The organism is Allobosea sp. CS1GBMeth4, from assembly GCF_900185715.1.
Classification (GTDB): Bacteria; Pseudomonadota; Alphaproteobacteria; order Rhizobiales; family Beijerinckiaceae; genus Allobosea.
Genome location: NZ_FYAS01000025.1, coordinates 178,323 through 195,950, shown reverse-complemented (window position 1 = coordinate 195,950; position 17,628 = coordinate 178,323). Strand labels below are relative to the sequence as shown.

Below are 17,628 nucleotides of genomic sequence, written 5' to 3'. Positions count from 1 at the left end.
CGCCGACGCCGGTCGCGATGACGGCTGGAGTCAGCCCGGCTCGGCGCCCGGCCGGTAGGTGCCGAAGCACCAGACATGGCCTTCCGGATCCTTGCAGATGAAGTCGCGGCTGCCATAGGGCTGGTCGGTCGGCTCCATGCAGATTTCCGCTCCGGCCGCGCGAGCCCGCTCGCAGAGCGCGTCGATCTCCGTCGTCGCGACATAGGGCGAGGCGGTGGTGCCGCCGAGCTCGGCCGGGCGCGAGACGAGCTTGCCGAATTCGTTGTTCTCTGACGAACCGAGCATGACGAAGCTCTCGCCCATGCGCAGCTCGCCATGGAGCAGCGTCCCGCCATCCTCGGAATAATAGGCGGCATGCTTCTCGAAGCCGAAGGCTTCGATCAGCCAGTCGTACATGCGCGGCGCATCGGCATAGCGCAGCGAGATGCAGATCATCGGCGGTGGCGTGCTCATCGCGCTCCTCCTTCGGCGGCCTGACTTGACGCAGCATGCGCTCTCGTCAATCTCGGCTCAACCACGGGGGAAACGCCATGCTTCTGACCACGCTCGCCGGCAGCCTGCCCAAGCCGATCTGGCTCGCCGAGCCGGAGCGGCTCTGGGCGCCCTGGAAGCTGGAGGGCGAGGCGCTCGAGGCGGGCAGGCGCGACGCCACCATTCTGTCGGTCAAGCTGCAGGAGGATGCGGGGCTCGACATCGTCGGCGACGGCGAGCAGGCGCGGGTGCATTTCGTGCACGGCTTCCTCGCCAATCTCGACGGCATCGACTTCGCCAAGAAGACGATCATGGGCATCCGCAACAATCGCTACGAGGCGGAGGTGCCGACCGTGACCGGGCCGATCCGGCGCAAGGGGCCGGTGCACAGGATGGAGGCGCAGGCGGCGCGGGCGCACACGACACGCAAGCTGAAGTTCACCCTGCCGGGGCCGATGACGATCGTCGACACCATCGCCGACGAGCATTACGGCCGCCGCGAGGACCTCGCCATGGCCTTCGCCGCGGTGCTGAACGAGGAGGCGAAGGAGCTGCAGGCGATCGGCGTCGACGTCGTCCAGTTCGACGAGCCGGCCTTCAACGTCTACATGGGCGCCGTCGCCGACTGGGGCATCGCCTGCCTGGAGCGGGCGGCGCAGGGGCTCTCGGTCACCACCGCCGTGCACATCTGCTATGGCTACGGCATCAAGGCCAATATCGACTGGAAGGCGACGCTCGGGGCGCAATGGCGCCATTACGAGGAGACCTTCCCGGTGATCGCGAAGAGCACGATCGACCAGGTCTCGCTCGAATGCCGCAACTCCAGGGTGCCGCTCGAGCTGATCCGCCTGCTCGACGGCAAGGACGTGCTGGCCGGCTGCATCGACGTCGCCAGCAACGTCGTCGAGACTCCCGAGGAGGTGGCCGCGACGATCCGCGCGGTGCTCGCTCATGTCGCGCCGGAGAAGCTCTATCCCTGCACCAATTGCGGGCTGGCGCCGATGCCGTTCGACGTCGCCTATGGCAAGCTCGCGGCGCTGGCCGCCGGCGCCGCCCTGGTGAGACGCGAACTCGGCGTCGCCTGAGCGCCGATGCGCGAGCTCCGCTTCGAGCGCCGCCATGAGCGGCTCGCCCCCTTCCGGCGCTTTGTCGTGCGCATGGGCCGGGCGGTGCTGCTCTGGCTGGGGCTCACCCTGGTCGGGCTCGCGATCGGCATGGCCGGCTACGCCGCCAGCGAAGGCATGAACGCCACCGACGCCTTCGTCAACGCGGCGATGATCCTGTCGGGCATGGGGCCGGTCAGCGAGCTGAAGACGCAGAGCGGCAAGCTCTTCGCCGGATTCTACGCGATCTTCTCCGGCCTGTTCGTGGTGATCGCCACCGGCTTCGTGCTGGCGCCGATCCTGCATCGCGTGCTCCACTCGTTCCACATCGAGGAAGGGAAGGACAAGGATGACTGAGCCCGGCGTCGACCCTGTCGAGGAACCGTGCGGCACGCTGACCGTGCGCACCATCGCCATGCCGGCGGACACCAACGCCAATGGCGACATCTTCGGCGGCTGGGTGATGTCGCGCATGGACCAGGCCGGCGGCATCGCCGGCGTCGACCGGGCGCAGGGGCGCGTGGTCACGGTCGCGGTCGAGGCGATGACCTTCATCCGCCCGGTCAAGGTCGGCGACGTGCTCAGCGTCTACACCTCGGTCCGCTCGGTCGGGCGGACCTCGATGAAGATCCAGGTCGAGGCCTGGGCCAAGCGCTTCCGCACCACCCTGCACGAAAAGGTCACCGATGCGACCTTCACCTTCGTGGCGATCGACGACGAAGGCCGGCCACGGCCGGTGCCGCCCTTGCCGCAAGGCTGAGCCGGAGCGCAGATCCTAACGGACCGTGAATGCGCCCCGAGGCTGAGTGATTCAGAAGAATCCGGCAACTTAAACGTTCTTTAAGCGGACCGCCGCAATTCTGCCGTCGATCGGTCCATCGGGGCCGGTCGGCCAGGGGGCTGGGAGGTTCCTGCATGATCGATCGCCGTCGCATGCCGGCGGAGGTGCTCCGGCGCGCGCCGCGGCCGGCGCCCGATTGCGCCCGGCCGGCGGGCCTTCGCCCCGCACTCCTCCGCTCACGCCCCTTCAACGGCTGACCCGCGTCGGCCGCCGCCCTCGTCCGCGATCCGCTACCGGCCGGCGCCGCGCCGCCGGACATGCCTTCAGGAGTACCGCGTCAATGTCGAAGACTGGGAAGCCTGCGCGCCAGAAGGCGTCGCGTATCGGGATCGCCGCGCGCATCTATGCGGCGCTCGGCGTCCTGACGGTGCTCACCATCGCGGCCTCGCTGGTCGCCTGGTTCTCCTATGGCCGGGTCGGCAGCACGGTCGAGGACATGGTTGAGCGCAAGATGCCGGTGGTCGAGCTGGCGCTCGAGCTCTCCCAGGCGGCGACGGCCTCGACGGCGCTGGCGCCGCGCTTCATGGAGGTCCAGAGCGTGCGTGAGCGCGCGGCGCTCACCGGCGAGTTCGACAAGGTCGAGGCCCGCCAGTTCGACCTCGTCCGCAAGATCGGCCAGCAGGGCAATGTCGACAACAAGAAGGCGCAGAGCGCGCTCGACAGCCTGTCGCGCCAGATCAACGACATCAACGACCTGACCGGCGAGCGCCTGCGGAACGCCGCCGAGGCGACGGCCGCGCTGGAGCGGCTCGGCAAGGCCTACGACGCCTTCGTCAAGGCCGCCAGCGGCGAGGCCGAGCAGGCCAAGTTCGCGGTGACCTTCGGGCTCGACGATCTCGGCGTGCTCTCCGGCGACGCGCTGACCGGCGCGGTCAAGACGCTGATGGACCGCGACTTCGCCATCTTCGACCTGGCGCGCACGCTGCAGGCCAATGTCAACGAGATGGTCGGCGTGCTGCGCGAGGTGGCGCAGATCAACGACAAGGAGAAGCTGGCCCTGGCGCGCGAGCGCTTCAACGGCATCGCCTATCGGCTGCGGACCCTGCTGGCCGACGCCGAGAAGATCACGCCCAACAAGGCGCGGGCGAGCACGGTCGAGGCGCTGATCGCGGTCGGCGAGGGCACGGAAGGCCTCGTCGACATCCGTAATCGCGACATCACCACGCGCGAGGGGATCAATCGCGGCCTCAGGGAGGTCGACCAGGCGGCGGCGGAACTGCGCCGCGAGGTCGACGGGCTCGTGCAGGGCGCACGCGGCGACGCCCAGGCCGCCGCCGGCTCGACACGCGAGCTGATCGAGACCAGCAAGCTCTGGCTCGGCGTCATCGGCCTCGGCTCGCTCGTCGTCGCGCTGGCGTTGTCGCTGCTCTATGTCCGCCGCCAGATCGTCGGCCGCCTCAACCGGCTCTGGGCCGCGACCAGGGCGATCGCCGACGGCCAGCTCGACACCCATGTCGAGACCAGGGGCAACGACGAGATCGCCGACATCTCGAAGAGCGTCCTGCTGTTCCGCGACAATGCGGTGGCGCTGCGCGCCGCCGAGCAGGCCAAGGTCGAGGACGAGGAGCGCGCCCGCGCGCAGCGCCGGCAGATGATGCAGGAGCTGAGCGAGGCCTTCGGCGAAGTCGTCGCCGCCGCGGCGCAGGGCGATTTCAGCCGGCGCGTCGCGGCCAACTTCGCCGACGCCGAGCTCAACGCGCTCGCCGGCTCGGTCAACGATCTGCTGGAGACGGTGCAGACCGGCCTGTCGGAGACCTGCGAGGTGCTCGGCCAGCTGTCCGACGGCCATCTCGCCGCCCGCGTCGAAGGCCTCTATCAGGGCGCCTTCGCCGAGCTGAAGAACGGCACGAACAGCCTCGCCGGCGAGTTCGAGAGCACGCTGGCGCGGCTCTCGGAGACCGTCTCGGCCGTGCGCAGCGCGACGAGCGAGATCCTCGACGGCGTCACCGACCTCGCGGAGCGCACCAGCGAGGAGAGCAACGCCGTTTCGATGGCGACCAACCAGCTCGGCGCCTTCGCCAGCAACGTCCAGAAGACCGCCAAGGACGCGGCCGAGGCGGTCGGCATGGCGCAGAGCGCCGAGGAGCGGGCGCAGCAGGGCGAGCGCGTCGTCGCCTCCGCCCTGGAGGCGATGCAGCGCATCCGCACCTCGTCCAGCAAGATCTCGGAAGTGATCTCGATGATCGACGAGATCGCCTTCCAGACCAATCTGCTGGCGCTCAACGCCGCAGTCGAGGCGGCCCGGGCCGGCGACGCCGGCAAGGGCTTCGCCGTCGTCGCCAGCGAGGTGCGCAGCCTCGCCAAGCGCTCGGCCGACGCCTCGAACGACGTCAAGAAGCTGGTCGAGGCGGCGCATGGCGATGTCAAGGTCGGCGTCGGCCTGGTCGAGGAGACCTCGGCCGTGTTCGAGAGCATCCTGACCTCGGTCAACGACCTCTCGACGCTGATGAACGGCATCTCGCAGACGGCGCGCGGGCAGGCCAGCGACGTCTCCACGATCAACAAGGAGATCGACGGCATCGGCACCATGGCGCACCAGAACGCGGCGCTGGTCGAGGAGACGAACGCCGCGCTCGCCCTGACCGACGAGCAGACCCGCGCGCTGAAGGAGCACATCGCCCGCTTCAGCTTCCGCGAAGGCGAGGGGGCCGAGCACGGGACGGAGCAGGCGAGGGCGGCCTGACGCCGGCGCCCCTGCCTCCGCCGACGATGTGGACGCCCTCCGCCGCAAGGCGGGGGGCGTCGCGTCTGGGACGGCTTGCGCAGAGGCGGCCGGGTCTGCTAATTTAGAATAATTCCAATCTTTGTCCGCATGACCGGATCGTCATCCGGGGCAGGCGGCGGCCGCCGAGCCTGCCCGGCGTGAGCGCCCGGGTCCCAGAGCCCCCCAGGAGATCACGATGCTGTCCTCGTTCCTTCCCGCGGGCTTCGGCGGCCGGCGCCGCTTCGACAGCCTGAGCGAGCGCGAGATCCTGGCGCTGGCGATCGCCTCCGAGGAGGAGGACGGGCGCATCTACGCCGTCTATGCCGAGCGGCTGCGCAAGGACTATCCGGCCTCGGCCGCGGTGTTCGACGGCATGGCGGCGGAGGAGGACGAGCACCGCCGGCGCCTGCTCGAGGACTACCGGCGCCGCTTCGGCGAGGTCGTGGTGCCGATCCGGCGCGAGCATGTCGCCGATTTTTATCAGCGCCGCCCGGTCTGGCTGGTCGAGACGCTCGGCCTCGAGCGCATGCGCGACGAGGCGGCGGCGATGGAGCGGCAGGCGCGCGATTTCTACATCGCCGCCGCCGGCCGCAGCACGGATGCGCAGACGCGCAGCCTGCTCGGCGACCTGGCGCGGGCGGAAGCGGGACATGAGAGCAGGGCGGGAGAGCTCGCCGAGGACCATCTCCAGGGCGAGGCCAGGTCGACGGAGGACGCCGCCGCGCACCGGCAATTCCTGCTGACCTGGGTGCAGCCGGGCCTCGCCGGGCTGATGGACGGCTCGGTCTCGACGCTGGCGCCGATCTTCGCCACCGCCTTCGCGACGCAGAATCCATGGACGACCTTCCTGGTCGGCCTCTCGGCCTCGGTCGGCGCCGGCATCTCGATGGGCTTCACCGAGGCCGCGCATGACGACGGCAAGCTCTCCGGGCGCGGCTCGCCGCTGAAGCGCGGGCTCGCCTCGGGCGTGATGACGGCGCTCGGCGGCCTCGGCCACGCTTTGCCCTATCTGATCCCGTCCTTCTGGACCGCGACGGCGATCGCGCTGGCGGTGGTCTTCGTCGAGCTCTGGGCGATCGTCTGGATCCAGAACCGCTACATGGAGACGCCCTTCGCCCGTGCGACCTTCCAGGTCGTGCTCGGCGGCGCGCTGGTGCTGGCGGCGGGCATCCTGATCGGCGGGGCGTGAGGGCGTTGCCGCTGCGCCCGGCGGATGCTAGGCCTGCCGCGGGCCGGTAGCTCAATGGTTAGAGCTCGCTGCTCATAACAGCGCCGGTGCCGGTTCGAGTCCGGCCCGGCCCACCAGCCTTCGCTCTTCCGATTGCGGGCCGCGCGCAGGAGGCGGGAGCACGGAACCGGCACCCCTCGGCAGAACGGCCTCTTCAGAACCTAGGCCAGCACATCCGCAACGCGGCGTCGGGGCGAGAACGGCAGTTCCGGCCCGTAGCCGAAACGCATCACGAGATCGGGCCGCGTCCCCGCTTCGCCCACCAGGGCCGCGAGCTCGGGCCTGAGCGGCGCCACCTCGACCGCCTGGTTGATGAAAGCGTGCTTCAGGCCGAGCGCCGTCGCCGCCAGGGCGAACCGCTGGCAGGCGCGCCCCACCGCAATCCAGTGCGCCTGGCTCTCCTGCTCGGCGAGGAAGACGGCGATGCCGGCCGAGCTGTCGATCTGCCGGGCGCATTTGTCGCTCTCGGCCTTGGCGGAGAAGACGGTGTCGAAAGCGAGACGCCCGAGAATCCCGGGCATGACGGGATTGCCGGTGCAGGCGGCAAACAGGCCGTCCCCCGTTTCCATCGCGGCATGCGGGTTGAAGCGCAGCCAATGCTTCAGCTCGGCCAGGAAGGCCGGATCGCGCATCTGCGCGTCGTTGCCGGCGACGACGAGATCGCGCAGCCGGTCGATCCGCGCCCGCTCGCTCAGCAGCACGAGGCGGACGCCGGGGACATCGGCGGCTCGCCGCATCGTCTCGATGTCGGCCGCGGGGACGGGGCGGCCATCATAGTCGGTGCGCGTCGACTGGCGCCGTGGCAGGGCGGCGAAGAGCGGGTCGGAGCGGGCTGCCCCGTGCGAATGGACGAAGCGGATACCGCTTCGGGCGCCGGGCTGCAGCTCGCCCGGGCGCCCGGTCGCGCCAGCCGCGACGGCAAGGTTCTCGGCGGCGCAGCCGAGGCTGACGAAGAGATGGTGGTCGTCCGGGTCGACGACGGGCGTCGCGCGGGAAAAATCCGGCAGAATGTCGATGGCGCTGCTCCCGATGCGGAACCGCCATGGCTGCGTGTTGTGGCTGTTGGCGGCGAGCGTCGCATAGCGGACGAGGTCGCCCGCCGCCGGCTCGGCCGGAAGCGGGGCGCGCGCAGCACCGCTGCGGCCGGCGTAATCCGACATGGACCCGACGGAGCGGCGCCACCCATAGGTCCCCAGGGCGCCGAGCAGAAGTGCCCCGCCGGCGCCGGCGAGGAAGTGCCGCCTTGCCATCGGCTTCTCCTCTCTTGGCCGATGTTCGCCGGACGGGAAAGCCACGTCCAGCTCCCGGCAGGGGCGCGGCCCGAGATGCCCGGCCGTCCGTCGCTATCGCCGCACATCGAGGCTTGCCAGCCCGGCCCCAATCGCTAGCTTTGACGCGATGATTGTCGCGCCGGTTCCGCCGGCATTCGCCCGACCGTCCATAAGAGGCGGCGAGGTTCAATCGTTTCAAAAGGGAGGAAACCGATGACGAGACTGAGCCGTGCAGCCTTGTGTCTCGCAGCCGCGACGGCGCTCACCGCGCCCGCCGCCGCTGCCGAACTGCGTTTGATGACCGGCCCGCAGGGCGGCGTCTGGGTGCCGCTCGGCGGGCAGCTCAAAGATCTCTGGGAGAAGGCACTGCCCGGCACCAGCATCCAGGCGCTGCCCGGCGCCGGCATCGCCAATGTCAGGGCGATCGAGGAGAACAAGGCGGAGATCGGCTTCGGCAACTCGATCTCGACCGTCGACGGCCTGGCCGGCAATGCGCCCTTCACCAAGAAGCACGCCAATATCTGCAATATCGCGACGCTGTATCCGCAATATTTCCAGATGGTCGTGCCGGCCAATTCCGGGATCAACACGGTCAAGGACCTGAAGGGCAAGGCGATCACCACGCAGCCGCGCGGCAATACTGGCGAGCTCATCACCGGCCAGCTGCTGAAGGTGCACGGGATGAGCTACAGCGACGTCAAGGTCTCCTTCGTCTCCTATACCGACTCGGTGCAGCAGATGCAGGACGGGCAGGCCTCGGCCTTCTCGCTCGGCACGGCGATCCCGGCCGGCTCGATCATGGACCTCGCCTCGTCGCGCGACATCAAGCTGCTCGACCTCAGCGCCGATCTCGAGGGGATGAAGAAGCTCAACCCGGGCTACACGCTGGTGACGGTGCCGAAGGGCACCTATCCGAAGCAGGACAAGGACGTGAAGGTGATCGGCTACGCCACCCATCTGGTCGCTTCCTGCAAGCTGCCGGCGGAGCAGGCCTATGCGATGACCAAGGCGGTGGCCGAGAACGTGCCGGCGCTGGCGGCGACCAGCAAGGCGCTCGCGTCCCTGACCGTGAAGGAGATGGCCGAGGATATCGGCGTGCCGTTCCACCCGGGCGCAGCCAAGTTCTACAAGGAGAAGGGCGTCACCGTCGCGACGCAGTAGCCCGCTCGGATCGAGCCCGCCCCGCCTCCGGCGCGATCCTGCCGGAGGCGCATCCCCGTTCTCCAGAGCGGTCCCGGTGACATCCCATGCAGCGTCTACGTGAGCTCCCCGCGAGCCAGCTGATCATCGCCGCGCTCGCCGTGGCGATGTCGCTGTACCATGTCTGGGTCATCGTCGCTGGCCTGCCGGAGGCGGTGATCTTCCGCGGCACCCATCTGCTCTTCGCGCTGGTGCTGACCTTCCTGCTCTTCCGCGCCAGGCTGAGGCAGGAGGGCGGGCCATCCTGGCTCGACTATGGCTGGGCGGCGGTCGGCAGCGTGCCGATCCTCTACCTGTTCCTGAACTACGACTACCTGGTCAACCGCATCTACTATGTGGACGACCTGACGCTGGCAGACATGGTGCTCGCGGTGCTGCTGATCGTCGTCGTGCTGGAGGCGACGCGCCGGGTGATCGGCTGGGCGCTGCCGGTCACCGCGCTGGTCTTCCTCGTCTATGCGCTGTTCGTCGCCAGGGTCGAGCCGATGCGGCTGCTCGACCAGCTGTTCATGACGACCGAGGGCATCTTCGGCATCCCGCTCTCGGTCTCGGCCGCCTACGTCATGATCTTCGTGCTGTTCGGCGCCTTCGTCGAGCGCACCGGCACCGGGCGACTGTTCATGGACTTCGCCATGAGCCTCGCCGGCGGCAGCGCGGGCGGCCCCGGCAAGGTCGCGGTGATCTCGTCGAGCCTGTTCGGCACGATCTCGGGCAGCGCCGTCGCCAATGTCATGGTCACCGGGACGATGACGATCCCGCTGATGAAGCGCACAGGTTTCCGCGCGCCCTTCGCCGGCGGAGTCGAGGCCGTGGCCTCGACCGGCGGGCAGATCATGCCGCCGATCATGGGCGCCGCCGCCTTCGTCCTGGCCGAGTTCCTCGGAGTCTCCTATGCGCAGGTGACGATCTGGGCGCTGATCCCGGCGCTGCTGTTCTACATCGCCTGCTTCGGCGCGGTCCATTTCGAGGCACGGCGGCTCGGCCTCGCCGGGCTGCCGCGCAGCGAACTGCCGCGGCTCGGCACCGTCTTCCGCGAGCAGGGACACCTGTTCATTCCGGTGCTCGTCATCCTGGCGATCATCTATGCCGGCTACAGCGCGCCGATGGCGGCGCTGGCCGGGACGCTGGCCTGCTTCCCGGTGGCGGCGCTCCGGCGCAGCACGCGCGGCAACGTCACCCTCGGCAATCTGGTCGGCGCGCTGATCGACGGCGCCAAGGGTACGCTGGCGGTGGCGCTCGCCTGCGCCTGCGCCGGAATCGTCATCGGGGCGATCTCGCTGACCGGCGTCGGAATCGTCTTCACGCAGGCCGTGGTCGCGCTGGCGGCGCAAAGCCTGCTGCTCGCGCTGATCCTGACCATGGTGGCGGGCATCCTGCTCGGCATGGGCATGCCGACGACACCGGCCTACATCATCATGACGGCGCTGCTGGTGCCGGCGCTGATCAAGCTCGGCGTGGTCGCGCCCGCGGCGCACATGTTCGCCTTCTACTTCGCCATCCTGTCGGCGATCACGCCACCGGTCGCGCTCGCGGTCTATGCCGCGGCGGGGCTGGCGAGGTCGGATCTGTGGGATACCGGCTGGGCGGCGGTGAAGATCGGCGCGGCCGGCTTCATCGTGCCCTTCATGTTCGTCTACGAGCCGGCCCTGCTGATGATCGGGGACTGGCCGCGCATCCTCGGCTCGGCGCTCTCCGCCTCGATCGGCGCGCTGCTGCTCGCGGCCGGGCTGCACGGCTTCCTGCTCGCCCGCGCGACCTGGCTGGAGCGGGCGATGCTGCTGGCCGCGGCGCTCACCCTCATCAAGCCGGGCTGGATCACCGACCTGGTCGGACTGGTGCTGGTCGCCGCGGTCCTGGCCCTGCAATGGCCGCGGCGGGAGCGCGCGCCCGCGCCGGGCGGCGCCAGCGCGCTCGCCGAGCCTCCTGCGGTGCAGCCCGACACCGTGAAATAGGGCGGCTGCCGAAGCGGCCGCCCGGTTCGCCTCTATTTGAACGCGATCACGACGCCGTCGGCACCGATCGTCGCCTGCAGCCCCTGGCGGCGGGTGTCGAGGCTGATGGTCACGCCCTTGTCGTTCTTCAGCCAGAGGCGGCCCTGTCCGGCCCGGCCGAGCGCCCAGCCTTCCTTGAGCTGGACATAGGCGCCGGCGAAGTCGGCGCGATCCGTCAAGCCGTAGACGCGCCCGCTGGCGAGGACGCGCGAGGCGCCGATTCCGCCGATGCCGAGCCCGCCGACCGAGATCGGGTAGGTGCGGCCGCGCCAGGTGAGGGTGCCGCCGCCGAGTTCGCCCGAGGCGAGGAAGGCGACGGAGATCTGCTCGATCCGGACCGTGCCGGTCTGCGGGCCGAGCGTGCGCGGCTGGGCGAGCGCGGGGGCGGTGACCAGCATCAGCGCCGCAGCGCCGGCGAGGAGGGACTTGATGGCGGGCACGGCAATACTCCTTGGTGATGCAACGGAGTCTAGAACCGCCGGGAAGCTTGGCAGTTCCGTCCAGCCGCCCTGAATGATCCCATCGCGACTCAGCGGGGCGCCCAAAGTCCCTCCCTGTCGCGGGAGGGACCTGCACGCAATCTTACGCCCCCTCCAACTCTTCTCCACGGGGGAAGGGGAGGTGACCGCGCGACGGGCGTCGTTCACCGGAACGGCGGGGAATACTGGATGCCGCCCTTGCTCCAGAGCTCGTTCGGCCCGCGCGCGAGCTTCAGGCGCGAATCCTTGCCGAGATGGCGCTCGAAGCTCTCGCCGTAATTGCCGACGGCGGCGATGATGCGCACGACCCAATCGTTGCTGACGCCCATCGCCTCGCCCATCTTGCCGTCGAGGCCGAGGAAGCGCTTCACCTCCGGATTGGAGGATTTCAGCATCTCCCTGACATTGGCTTTGGTGATGCCGAGTTCCTCGGCGTTGATCAGCGCGAGCACCGTCCAGCGCACCAGGTTGAACCAGGTCTCGTCGCCGGTGCGGACCCAGGGGCCGAGCGGCTCCTTCGAGACCACCTCCGGCAGGATCACGTGACTGTCGATCTGCTGCAGCTTCATGCGCGCGGCCGAAAGCGCCGAGATGTCGGTGGTGTAGGCGTCGCAGCGCCCCGACTCATAGGCCTTCAGGGCCTCCTCCGAAGTACCGAAGGCGGCGGCCTCGTACTTCACGCCGAGCTTGCGGAAATAATCCGCGAGGTTGAGCTCGCTCGTCGTGCCCTGGGCGACGCAGACCGAGGCGCCGCCGAGCTGGGCGGCGGAGGAGACGCCGAGCTTCTTCGAGACCATGAAACCCTGGCCGTCATAGTAGTTGACGGTGGTGAAGGTGACGCCCTGGCCGGCATTGCGCGACAGCGTCCAGGTGGTGGTGCGCGGCAGCACGTCGATCTCGCCCGCCTGCAGCGCGATCAGCCGGTCCTTCGACGTCAGAGAGACGAAGGCGGCCTTCTCGGTGTCGTCGAAGATGACGGCGGCGAGCGCCCGGCAGATGTCGATGTCGAAGCCCTCCCAGCGGCCGTTCGCGTCCTGGGTCGAGAAGCCGGCGACACCCGGGCTGGTGCCGCAGACGATCTTGCCGCGCTCGCGGATGGTCTTGAGCGTGTCGGCGGCGAAGGCTGGCGCGGCGAGGCCGGCGGTGAGTGCGAGCGTCGCGGCCAGGCGAAGCAAGGTCGGTTTCATAGGCATCTCCCCTGTCGTTGTGGTTGGGCAGGCTCTCCCGGCGCGGCGGAGGCGTTGCCCCGCCGCGATCGTCGTCTCCAGGCTCCGGGCTCAGGCGACCCTGGCGGCTGCCGGCCGTTCCAGCGCGGCGAGCAGGGCGTCGAGGTCGTTCCAGAGATCGTCCTCGGCCTCCAGGCCGATGCTGATGCGCAGGACCATGCCGTCGTCGGTCCATGGCGTGACCGTGCGGTCGTCGGCGATCGCCATCGGCGCGATCAGGCTGCGCGTGCCGCCCCAGGAGGCGCCGATGGCGAAGACCGCGAGCGCGGAGAGCGCCGCTTCGAGCAGCGCGTGCGGCGCCGGCTTCAGCACGATGCTGAACACGCCGGAGGAGCGGCCCATGTCGCGTCGCCAGAATTCGTGGCCGGGACAGGAGGGCAGGGCGGGGTGCAGCACCCGCTCCACCGCCGGCGAGCGCGCGATGCGGCGGGCGAAGTCCTCGGAGACGCGGCCGATATGGGCGAGCCGCAGCGCCATGGTCTCGATGCCGCGCAGGGCGAGCTGGCATTCGTCGGGCGAGACGCCGACGCCGAGGCCGCGCAGCGTCTCCTTCAGCATCTGGCGCAGGCCGAGATCGGCGACGGTGATCGAGCCGAGCAGCAGGTCGGAATGGCCGCCGACATATTTGGTCAGCGCCTCGCAGGCGAAATCGGCGCCATGGGCGAGCGGCTTGAAGATCAGCGGGGTCGCCCAGGTGTTGTCGCAGCCGACGAGCACGCCCCTGGCCTTCGCCGCCCTGACGATGGCCGGGACGTCCTGCACCTCCATCGTGCCGGAACCCGGCGACTCGACCCAGACCAGCTTGACGGCGTCGTCGATCAGCCCGGCGATATCGGCGCCGATCAGCGGATCGTAGACGCCGTAGGCGATGCCGCGCGGCGCGAGATGCTCCTCGCAGAAGCTGCGCACCGGCGGGTAGACATGGTCGGGGATCAGCACCTTGTCGCCCGGCAGCAGCACGGACAGCATGACGATGGCGACGGCCGCCTGGCCGGACGGAACGAGCACGGTGCGCACCCCGCCATGCAGGGCGGTGAGCTGGGCTTCGAGCGTGCGCGTCGTCGGCGTGCCATGAAGGCCGTAGGTGTAGCCGTCGAAGCCGCGATGCCTGCGGGCGAAGAAGCTCGCCGCGTCGGGGTAGACGATGGTCGAGGCGCGGTGGGTCGGCACCGTCAGGCTGGCATAGCCCTCCTCGTCGACGGCAGGATGGTGAACGGTGCGGGTTGCGTCGTGCATGGCGGGCTCCTGTCGGGAGGAGGTTCCCGCGGCGCGCCGCCGGCGACAATCAGCCGGGACTCATGGTTCGATGCCCGGCCGTTATGATCAGCGCACCTCCATCAGGCAGTCGATGAAGTCGCGCACCAGCTGCGATTTCGGCCGGTCGAGCGGCAGGATCAGCAGGCTGCGGCTCTGCACCTTCGGCTCGAAGGGCCGCAGCACCAGCCGCGAGGCGTCGGCGCCGGCGACGGCGTAGGGGCTGACCAGGCCGATGCCGACCCCTTCGGCGACGAGGGCGCAGACGGTGGCGGCATAGATGGTCTCGACGACGATGCGCGGCCTGGCGCCGGCATCGGCGAAGATCCGGTCGAGACGCTGGCGGGCGCGGTCCTCCGGCACATAGGCGATGAAGGGCGTCTCGTGCAGATCGGCCGGGCCGATCAGCTGCTTCTCCGCGAGCGGATGTCCGAGCGGCAGGGCGCAGAGCAGGCGCGGCTGGACGAAGGGCTGGTGCAGGACGCCGGAGACGTCGATCTCGTCGGCGGCGAGGCCGATATCGAAGACGCCGGATGCGACGCCGTCGCGCACGTCGCGCGAGGGCAGGACCATCAGCGTGACCGCGATCTCCGGCCGCCTGTCGCGGAAGCGGCGCACCGCCCTCGGCACCAGCGAGGAGCCGAGCGCCGAGAGCGAGCCGACCCGCAACTGCCCGGTGCCATGATCGCGGATGCGGGCAGCCGCGGCGCGCAGCGTGTCCATGCCGAGGAAGGAGGCCTCGACCTCGGTGTAGAACAGCTTGCCCTCGGGCGTCGCGACGATGCGGTTGCGGATGCGGTCGAAGAGCCGGAAACCGAGCGAGCGCTCGAGCTCGGCGATGGTCCGGCTGACGCCCGGCTGGGTGACGCCGAGCAGCTCGGCGGCGCGCGAGATCGTGCCGGCCTTCATCACCGCGGCGAAGGTTTCGAGCTGTCGGCTGTTCAAGCGGCCCCTGCCCAATCTGTCGTTGCGCGGCCAGCCTAGCCGCGGCGCCGGGGGGAGGGAACCGCCGCCGGCGCGCCTGCGCGCGCAGAAATCCCGCTTAACCGTGGCTTTACCCTGTTCTTTTAGGGTCGACGGGCAGAACTCCAAGATGGAAGCGCCGCAGCGATGCACGCCCTGGCCCTCAAGCTGCCTGATCCCGCCTATGAGGATGCGCCCGGGGCGGAGGCGGCCGCGCGGGCCGTGCTCGACATCGCCGAGCGCTTCGGCAAGCTCAGCGCCGAAATCACCGACATCTCCGGCCGGATCGGCGACGTCAACACCGAGCTCGAGCGGCAGACCGACGGGCTGCACCGCGTCGTCGCCTCGGTCGAGCAGGTGTCGCGCTCCAATCAGGGCATCCAGCAGGCCGCCGACGCCGCCCAGCAGGCGGCGTCCGTGGTCAAGAGCGGGCTCGAGCGCGTCACCGGCGCGGTGCGGCAGGGGCTGAACGCCGCGCAGCACGACATCGCCGAGTTGTCCGAGGGCGCGCAGTCGATCTCGCAGGCCCTGACCGAGGCGGTGGCGCGGGCGCACAAGGTGCGCGAGGCGAGCGAGGCGATCCAGACGATCACGCGCGAGATCCAGCTGCTCTCGATCAATGCCGGCGTCGAGGCGGCGCGCAGCGGCGCCGCCGGGCGCGGCTTCGCCGTGATCGCCGCGGCGGTGAAGCAGCTCGCCGAGCAGACGCGCGACGCGACCTCGGCCAGCGCCAGGCAGCTCGACGCGCTGGTCGCGTCCGTCGACCAGTTGGCCAAGCAGAGCGAGGCGAACGCGCAGGCGGCGCGGCGTGCCAGCGAGGAGAGCCTGGGCATCTCGCAGCAGATCGGCGAGCTCGACCATTTCGGCCGCTCGGTGGTGGGCCTGATCGGCGAGATCGACTCGATCTCCGCGCCGGCGCGCGAGAACGCCGCGGCCTTCGCCCAGGTCGGCGGCGAGCTGCGGGATCTCGTCGCGGGGGTCGACCAGTCCGGCCGCAATCTCGAGGTCGCGGCGCGGCGTGCCAGCTCGCTGGTCTCGACCAGCGAGGCGATCCTCGGGGCGATCGCCGGCTCCGGCGTGCGCACGCCGCAATCGGAGATGATCGAGATCGCGACCGAGACTGCAGCGACGATGGCGGCGCTGTTCGAAGAAGCGCTGGCGAAGGGCGAGGTCAGCCCCGCCGACCTGTTCGACGAGGCCTACCGGCCGATCGCCGGCAGCGACCCGCAGCAGTTCATGACGCGCTTCACCGCGCTGACCGACCGGCTGCTGCCGCCGGTGCAGGAGAGGCTGCTGTCGGCCAACAAGCGCATCGTGTTCTGCGCGGCGGTCGACCGCAACGGCTACCTGCCGACGCACAACCGCAAATACTCGCAGCCGCAGGGGGCCGATCCGGTGTGGAACAACGCCAATTGCCGCAACCGGCGGATCTTCGACGACCGGACCGGACTCGCCGCGGCGCGCAACCAGAAGCCGTTCCTGCTGCAGACCTACCGGCGCGACATGGGCGGCGGCAATTTCCTGGTGATGGAGGACCTGTCGGCGCCGATCTTCGTCCGGGGCCGGCACTGGGGCGGGGTCAGGTTCGGGCTCAGCGTCTGAGAGGCGGGACGGTCGCTCCCGGAGTTGTGTCGAGTACGGGTCCCGAGTCGCAGACATGCATATCGCGCCATCCTTCCCCAACCTGTCGGTGCTGCTGATCGATCCCAGCCCGCACTATCGGCGCATCATCCGCACCATGCTGTACCAGGCGCAGCTGCAGCGGGTCTTCGAGGCGGCCGATCTCGCGACGGCGGCGACGACCTTCATCCAGAAGCAGCCCAACATCGTCATCCTCGACTGGGACCTGCCCGACGGCGACAGCGTGAAATGCCTGGCCTCGATCCGCTCTTTCAAGACCTCGCCCTTCGCCAAGGCGCCGGTGCTGGTGATGATGGAGAAGCCCGATCGCCGCGCCGTGGTGCAGGCGGCCAAGCTCGGAGCCCACGAGATCATCGTGAAGCCGATCTCGCCGAACAATCTCTGGCTCCACCTTTCGGGCATCATCAACATCCCGCGCAAGTACAAGGAAGTGAACGGCAGCATCTCGCTGGTCCCGCGCGCGATCAGCAACAACCTGTTCTGACGGGGAGCGGCCGCCGCGGAACCGTCACAATCCTTGCGGCGGCGCCGGCGGGTTTAGCGAAATTTTTACCAATCGCCGGGATGCTTCCCAGTCACCAGTCACAGGGCGCGCCGCCGTGGTCATCACCGTCTCCCTTCCGCCTTTCCTCGGCCGTTCAGAGGCCGCGGCCTTCCGCAACCAGCTGCTGGTCGCGCTGGAGCAGAAGGAAAGCATCGCGGTGGAGTGCGCCGAGGCCGGGCCGTTCCCGAGCCTGTGGATCCAGCTCCTGCATGCGGCCGCCAGCAGCGCCAAGGCGCGCGGCCTCAGCGTCACGCTCAAGGCGGTGTCCGACGAATGCCGCCAGTCCTTTCAGGCGATCGGGTTCGACCCGGCGCAAAGCGCTCTCGTTCTGGAGTGATCCCGCGATGAAGATCCTCGCGATTGACGACACCAAGACGCTGCTCAGCCTGCTCAGCATGACGCTGCGCAATGCCGGCCATGAGGTCGCGGAGGCGGAGAACGGCGAGGAGGGGCTGGCGCGGTTCGACCAGTTCAAGCCCGATCTCGTCATCACCGACCTCAACATGCCGATCATGGACGGCATCGAGTTCACGCGCGCCTGCCGCGCCCGCCCGGCCGGGCAGAACACGCCGATCATCGTGCTGACCACCGAGAACGGCGCCGAGATCAAGGCGGAGGGCCGCCGCGCCGGCGCCAGCGCCTGGATGGTCAAGCCGTTCGAGCCCAATACCCTGCTCGGCCTCGTCGCGCGCTACCAGAACTGAGGCTGTCC

General features: G+C 69.6%; 17 protein-coding genes and 1 tRNA gene. 12 read left to right on the top strand and 6 right to left on the bottom strand.

What is annotated here, in order from left to right:
- Window positions 1-30: 30 nt before the first annotated feature.
- Window positions 31-453, bottom strand: coding sequence for a VOC family protein (locus CS1GBM4_RS14655; RefSeq protein WP_186419466.1), 423 nt, complete (start codon window positions 451-453; stop codon window positions 31-33).
- 77 nt (window positions 454-530) lie between these two features.
- Here CS1GBM4_RS14655 and CS1GBM4_RS14650 point away from each other — a divergent pair, with 77 nt between their 5' ends.
- The 6 genes from CS1GBM4_RS14650 (at window position 531) to CS1GBM4_RS14625 (ending at window position 6,424) form a co-directional block, all read left to right on the top strand.
- Window positions 531-1,556, top strand: a complete 1,026-nt coding sequence (locus tag CS1GBM4_RS14650; RefSeq protein ID WP_186419465.1) for a methionine synthase — start codon at window positions 531-533, stop codon at window positions 1,554-1,556.
- 6 nt (window positions 1,557-1,562) lie between these two features.
- The gene (locus CS1GBM4_RS14645) at window positions 1,563-1,931 is read left to right on the top strand and encodes a hypothetical protein (RefSeq protein WP_186419464.1); all 369 of its coding nucleotides are present in this window, start codon (window positions 1,563-1,565) and stop codon (window positions 1,929-1,931) included.
- Window positions 1,924-2,334: an acyl-CoA thioesterase gene (locus CS1GBM4_RS14640; RefSeq protein ID WP_186419463.1), complete on the top strand. Its 411-nt coding sequence runs from the start codon at window positions 1,924-1,926 to the stop codon at window positions 2,332-2,334. The genes CS1GBM4_RS14645 and CS1GBM4_RS14640 overlap by 8 nt, the downstream gene beginning before the upstream one ends.
- A gap of 361 nt (window positions 2,335-2,695) precedes the next feature.
- The gene (locus tag CS1GBM4_RS14635) at window positions 2,696-5,098 is read left to right on the top strand and encodes a methyl-accepting chemotaxis protein (protein ID WP_186419462.1); all 2,403 of its coding nucleotides are present in this window, start codon (window positions 2,696-2,698) and stop codon (window positions 5,096-5,098) included.
- A gap of 217 nt (window positions 5,099-5,315) precedes the next feature.
- The gene (gene mbfA / locus CS1GBM4_RS14630) at window positions 5,316-6,308 is read left to right on the top strand and encodes an iron exporter MbfA (RefSeq protein WP_186419461.1); all 993 of its coding nucleotides are present in this window, start codon (window positions 5,316-5,318) and stop codon (window positions 6,306-6,308) included.
- 40 nt (window positions 6,309-6,348) lie between these two features.
- Window positions 6,349-6,424: transfer RNA gene (locus CS1GBM4_RS14625), tRNA-Ile, on the top strand.
- An 84-nt stretch (window positions 6,425-6,508) separates the two neighbouring features.
- On the opposite strand, the gene CS1GBM4_RS14620 is transcribed toward CS1GBM4_RS14625, so the two are convergent.
- On the bottom strand, window positions 6,509-7,597 hold the full coding sequence (locus CS1GBM4_RS14620; RefSeq protein ID WP_186419460.1) for a nitroreductase family protein: 1,089 nt from the start codon (window positions 7,595-7,597) through the stop codon (window positions 6,509-6,511).
- A 234-nt stretch (window positions 7,598-7,831) separates the two neighbouring features.
- Between CS1GBM4_RS14620 and CS1GBM4_RS14615 the strand changes: the two genes are divergently transcribed.
- Window positions 7,832-8,779: a TAXI family TRAP transporter solute-binding subunit gene (locus CS1GBM4_RS14615; protein WP_186419459.1), complete on the top strand. Its 948-nt coding sequence runs from the start codon at window positions 7,832-7,834 to the stop codon at window positions 8,777-8,779.
- A gap of 86 nt (window positions 8,780-8,865) precedes the next feature.
- Entirely contained in the window at window positions 8,866-10,770 is a 1,905-nt protein-coding gene (locus CS1GBM4_RS14610) for a TRAP transporter fused permease subunit (protein ID WP_186419458.1), read from the top strand.
- Window positions 10,771-10,802: 32 nt separating this feature from the next.
- On the opposite strand, the gene CS1GBM4_RS14605 is transcribed toward CS1GBM4_RS14610, so the two are convergent.
- The 4 genes from CS1GBM4_RS14605 to CS1GBM4_RS14590 all read right to left on the bottom strand — a co-directional run bounded on the left by CS1GBM4_RS14605 (window position 10,803) and on the right by CS1GBM4_RS14590 (window position 14,713).
- On the bottom strand, window positions 10,803-11,249 hold the full coding sequence (locus CS1GBM4_RS14605) for a hypothetical protein (RefSeq protein WP_186419457.1): 447 nt from the start codon (window positions 11,247-11,249) through the stop codon (window positions 10,803-10,805).
- A gap of 203 nt (window positions 11,250-11,452) precedes the next feature.
- The gene (locus CS1GBM4_RS14600; RefSeq protein ID WP_186419456.1) at window positions 11,453-12,475 is read right to left on the bottom strand and encodes an amino acid ABC transporter substrate-binding protein; all 1,023 of its coding nucleotides are present in this window, start codon (window positions 12,473-12,475) and stop codon (window positions 11,453-11,455) included.
- Between the two features lie 90 nt (window positions 12,476-12,565).
- Window positions 12,566-13,750: a PLP-dependent transferase gene (locus tag CS1GBM4_RS14595; RefSeq protein ID WP_186419455.1), complete on the bottom strand. Its 1,185-nt coding sequence runs from the start codon at window positions 13,748-13,750 to the stop codon at window positions 12,566-12,568.
- A gap of 87 nt (window positions 13,751-13,837) precedes the next feature.
- On the bottom strand, window positions 13,838-14,713 hold the full coding sequence (locus tag CS1GBM4_RS14590; RefSeq protein WP_186419454.1) for a LysR substrate-binding domain-containing protein: 876 nt from the start codon (window positions 14,711-14,713) through the stop codon (window positions 13,838-13,840).
- 165 nt (window positions 14,714-14,878) lie between these two features.
- Between CS1GBM4_RS14590 and CS1GBM4_RS14585 the strand changes: the two genes are divergently transcribed.
- The 4 genes from CS1GBM4_RS14585 (at window position 14,879) to CS1GBM4_RS14570 (ending at window position 17,620) form a co-directional block, all read left to right on the top strand.
- Window positions 14,879-16,333, top strand: coding sequence for a methyl-accepting chemotaxis protein (locus CS1GBM4_RS14585; RefSeq protein WP_186419453.1), 1,455 nt, complete (start codon window positions 14,879-14,881; stop codon window positions 16,331-16,333).
- A 55-nt stretch (window positions 16,334-16,388) separates the two neighbouring features.
- A complete protein-coding gene (locus CS1GBM4_RS14580) occupies window positions 16,389-16,856 on the top strand; it encodes a response regulator (protein WP_186419452.1) in 468 nt (155 codons plus the stop codon).
- 115 nt (window positions 16,857-16,971) lie between these two features.
- A complete protein-coding gene (locus CS1GBM4_RS14575) occupies window positions 16,972-17,253 on the top strand; it encodes an STAS domain-containing protein (protein ID WP_186419451.1) in 282 nt (93 codons plus the stop codon).
- Between the two features lie 7 nt (window positions 17,254-17,260).
- Window positions 17,261-17,620, top strand: coding sequence for a response regulator (locus tag CS1GBM4_RS14570; protein ID WP_152012417.1), 360 nt, complete (start codon window positions 17,261-17,263; stop codon window positions 17,618-17,620).
- The last annotated feature ends 8 nt before the right edge of the window (window positions 17,621-17,628 follow it).

Excerpts from the sequence above, each read along its gene's own strand:
- CS1GBM4_RS14650 (WP_186419465.1), top strand. The coding sequence starts at position 531 with ATGCTTCTGACCACGCTCGCCGGCAGCCTGCCCAAGCCGATCTGGCTC.
- CS1GBM4_RS14585 (WP_186419453.1), top strand. The coding sequence starts at position 14,879 with ATGCACGCCCTGGCCCTCAAGCTGCCTGATCCCGCCTATGAGGATGCG.
- CS1GBM4_RS14595 (WP_186419455.1), bottom strand. The coding sequence starts at position 13,750 with ATGCACGACGCAACCCGCACCGTTCACCATCCTGCCGTCGACGAGGAG.
- CS1GBM4_RS14615 (WP_186419459.1), top strand. The coding sequence starts at position 7,832 with ATGACGAGACTGAGCCGTGCAGCCTTGTGTCTCGCAGCCGCGACGGCG.
- CS1GBM4_RS14635 (WP_186419462.1), top strand. The coding sequence starts at position 2,696 with ATGTCGAAGACTGGGAAGCCTGCGCGCCAGAAGGCGTCGCGTATCGGG.
- CS1GBM4_RS14610 (WP_186419458.1), top strand. The coding sequence starts at position 8,866 with ATGCAGCGTCTACGTGAGCTCCCCGCGAGCCAGCTGATCATCGCCGCG.
- CS1GBM4_RS14570 (WP_152012417.1), top strand. The coding sequence starts at position 17,261 with ATGAAGATCCTCGCGATTGACGACACCAAGACGCTGCTCAGCCTGCTC.
- CS1GBM4_RS14600 (WP_186419456.1), bottom strand. The coding sequence starts at position 12,475 with ATGAAACCGACCTTGCTTCGCCTGGCCGCGACGCTCGCACTCACCGCC.
- CS1GBM4_RS14645 (WP_186419464.1), top strand. The coding sequence starts at position 1,563 with ATGCGCGAGCTCCGCTTCGAGCGCCGCCATGAGCGGCTCGCCCCCTTC.
- CS1GBM4_RS14620 (WP_186419460.1), bottom strand. The coding sequence starts at position 7,597 with ATGGCAAGGCGGCACTTCCTCGCCGGCGCCGGCGGGGCACTTCTGCTC.
- CS1GBM4_RS14580 (WP_186419452.1), top strand. The coding sequence starts at position 16,389 with ATGCATATCGCGCCATCCTTCCCCAACCTGTCGGTGCTGCTGATCGAT.
- CS1GBM4_RS14655 (WP_186419466.1), bottom strand. The coding sequence starts at position 453 with ATGAGCACGCCACCGCCGATGATCTGCATCTCGCTGCGCTATGCCGAT.
- mbfA (WP_186419461.1), top strand. The coding sequence starts at position 5,316 with ATGCTGTCCTCGTTCCTTCCCGCGGGCTTCGGCGGCCGGCGCCGCTTC.
- CS1GBM4_RS14640 (WP_186419463.1), top strand. The coding sequence starts at position 1,924 with ATGACTGAGCCCGGCGTCGACCCTGTCGAGGAACCGTGCGGCACGCTG.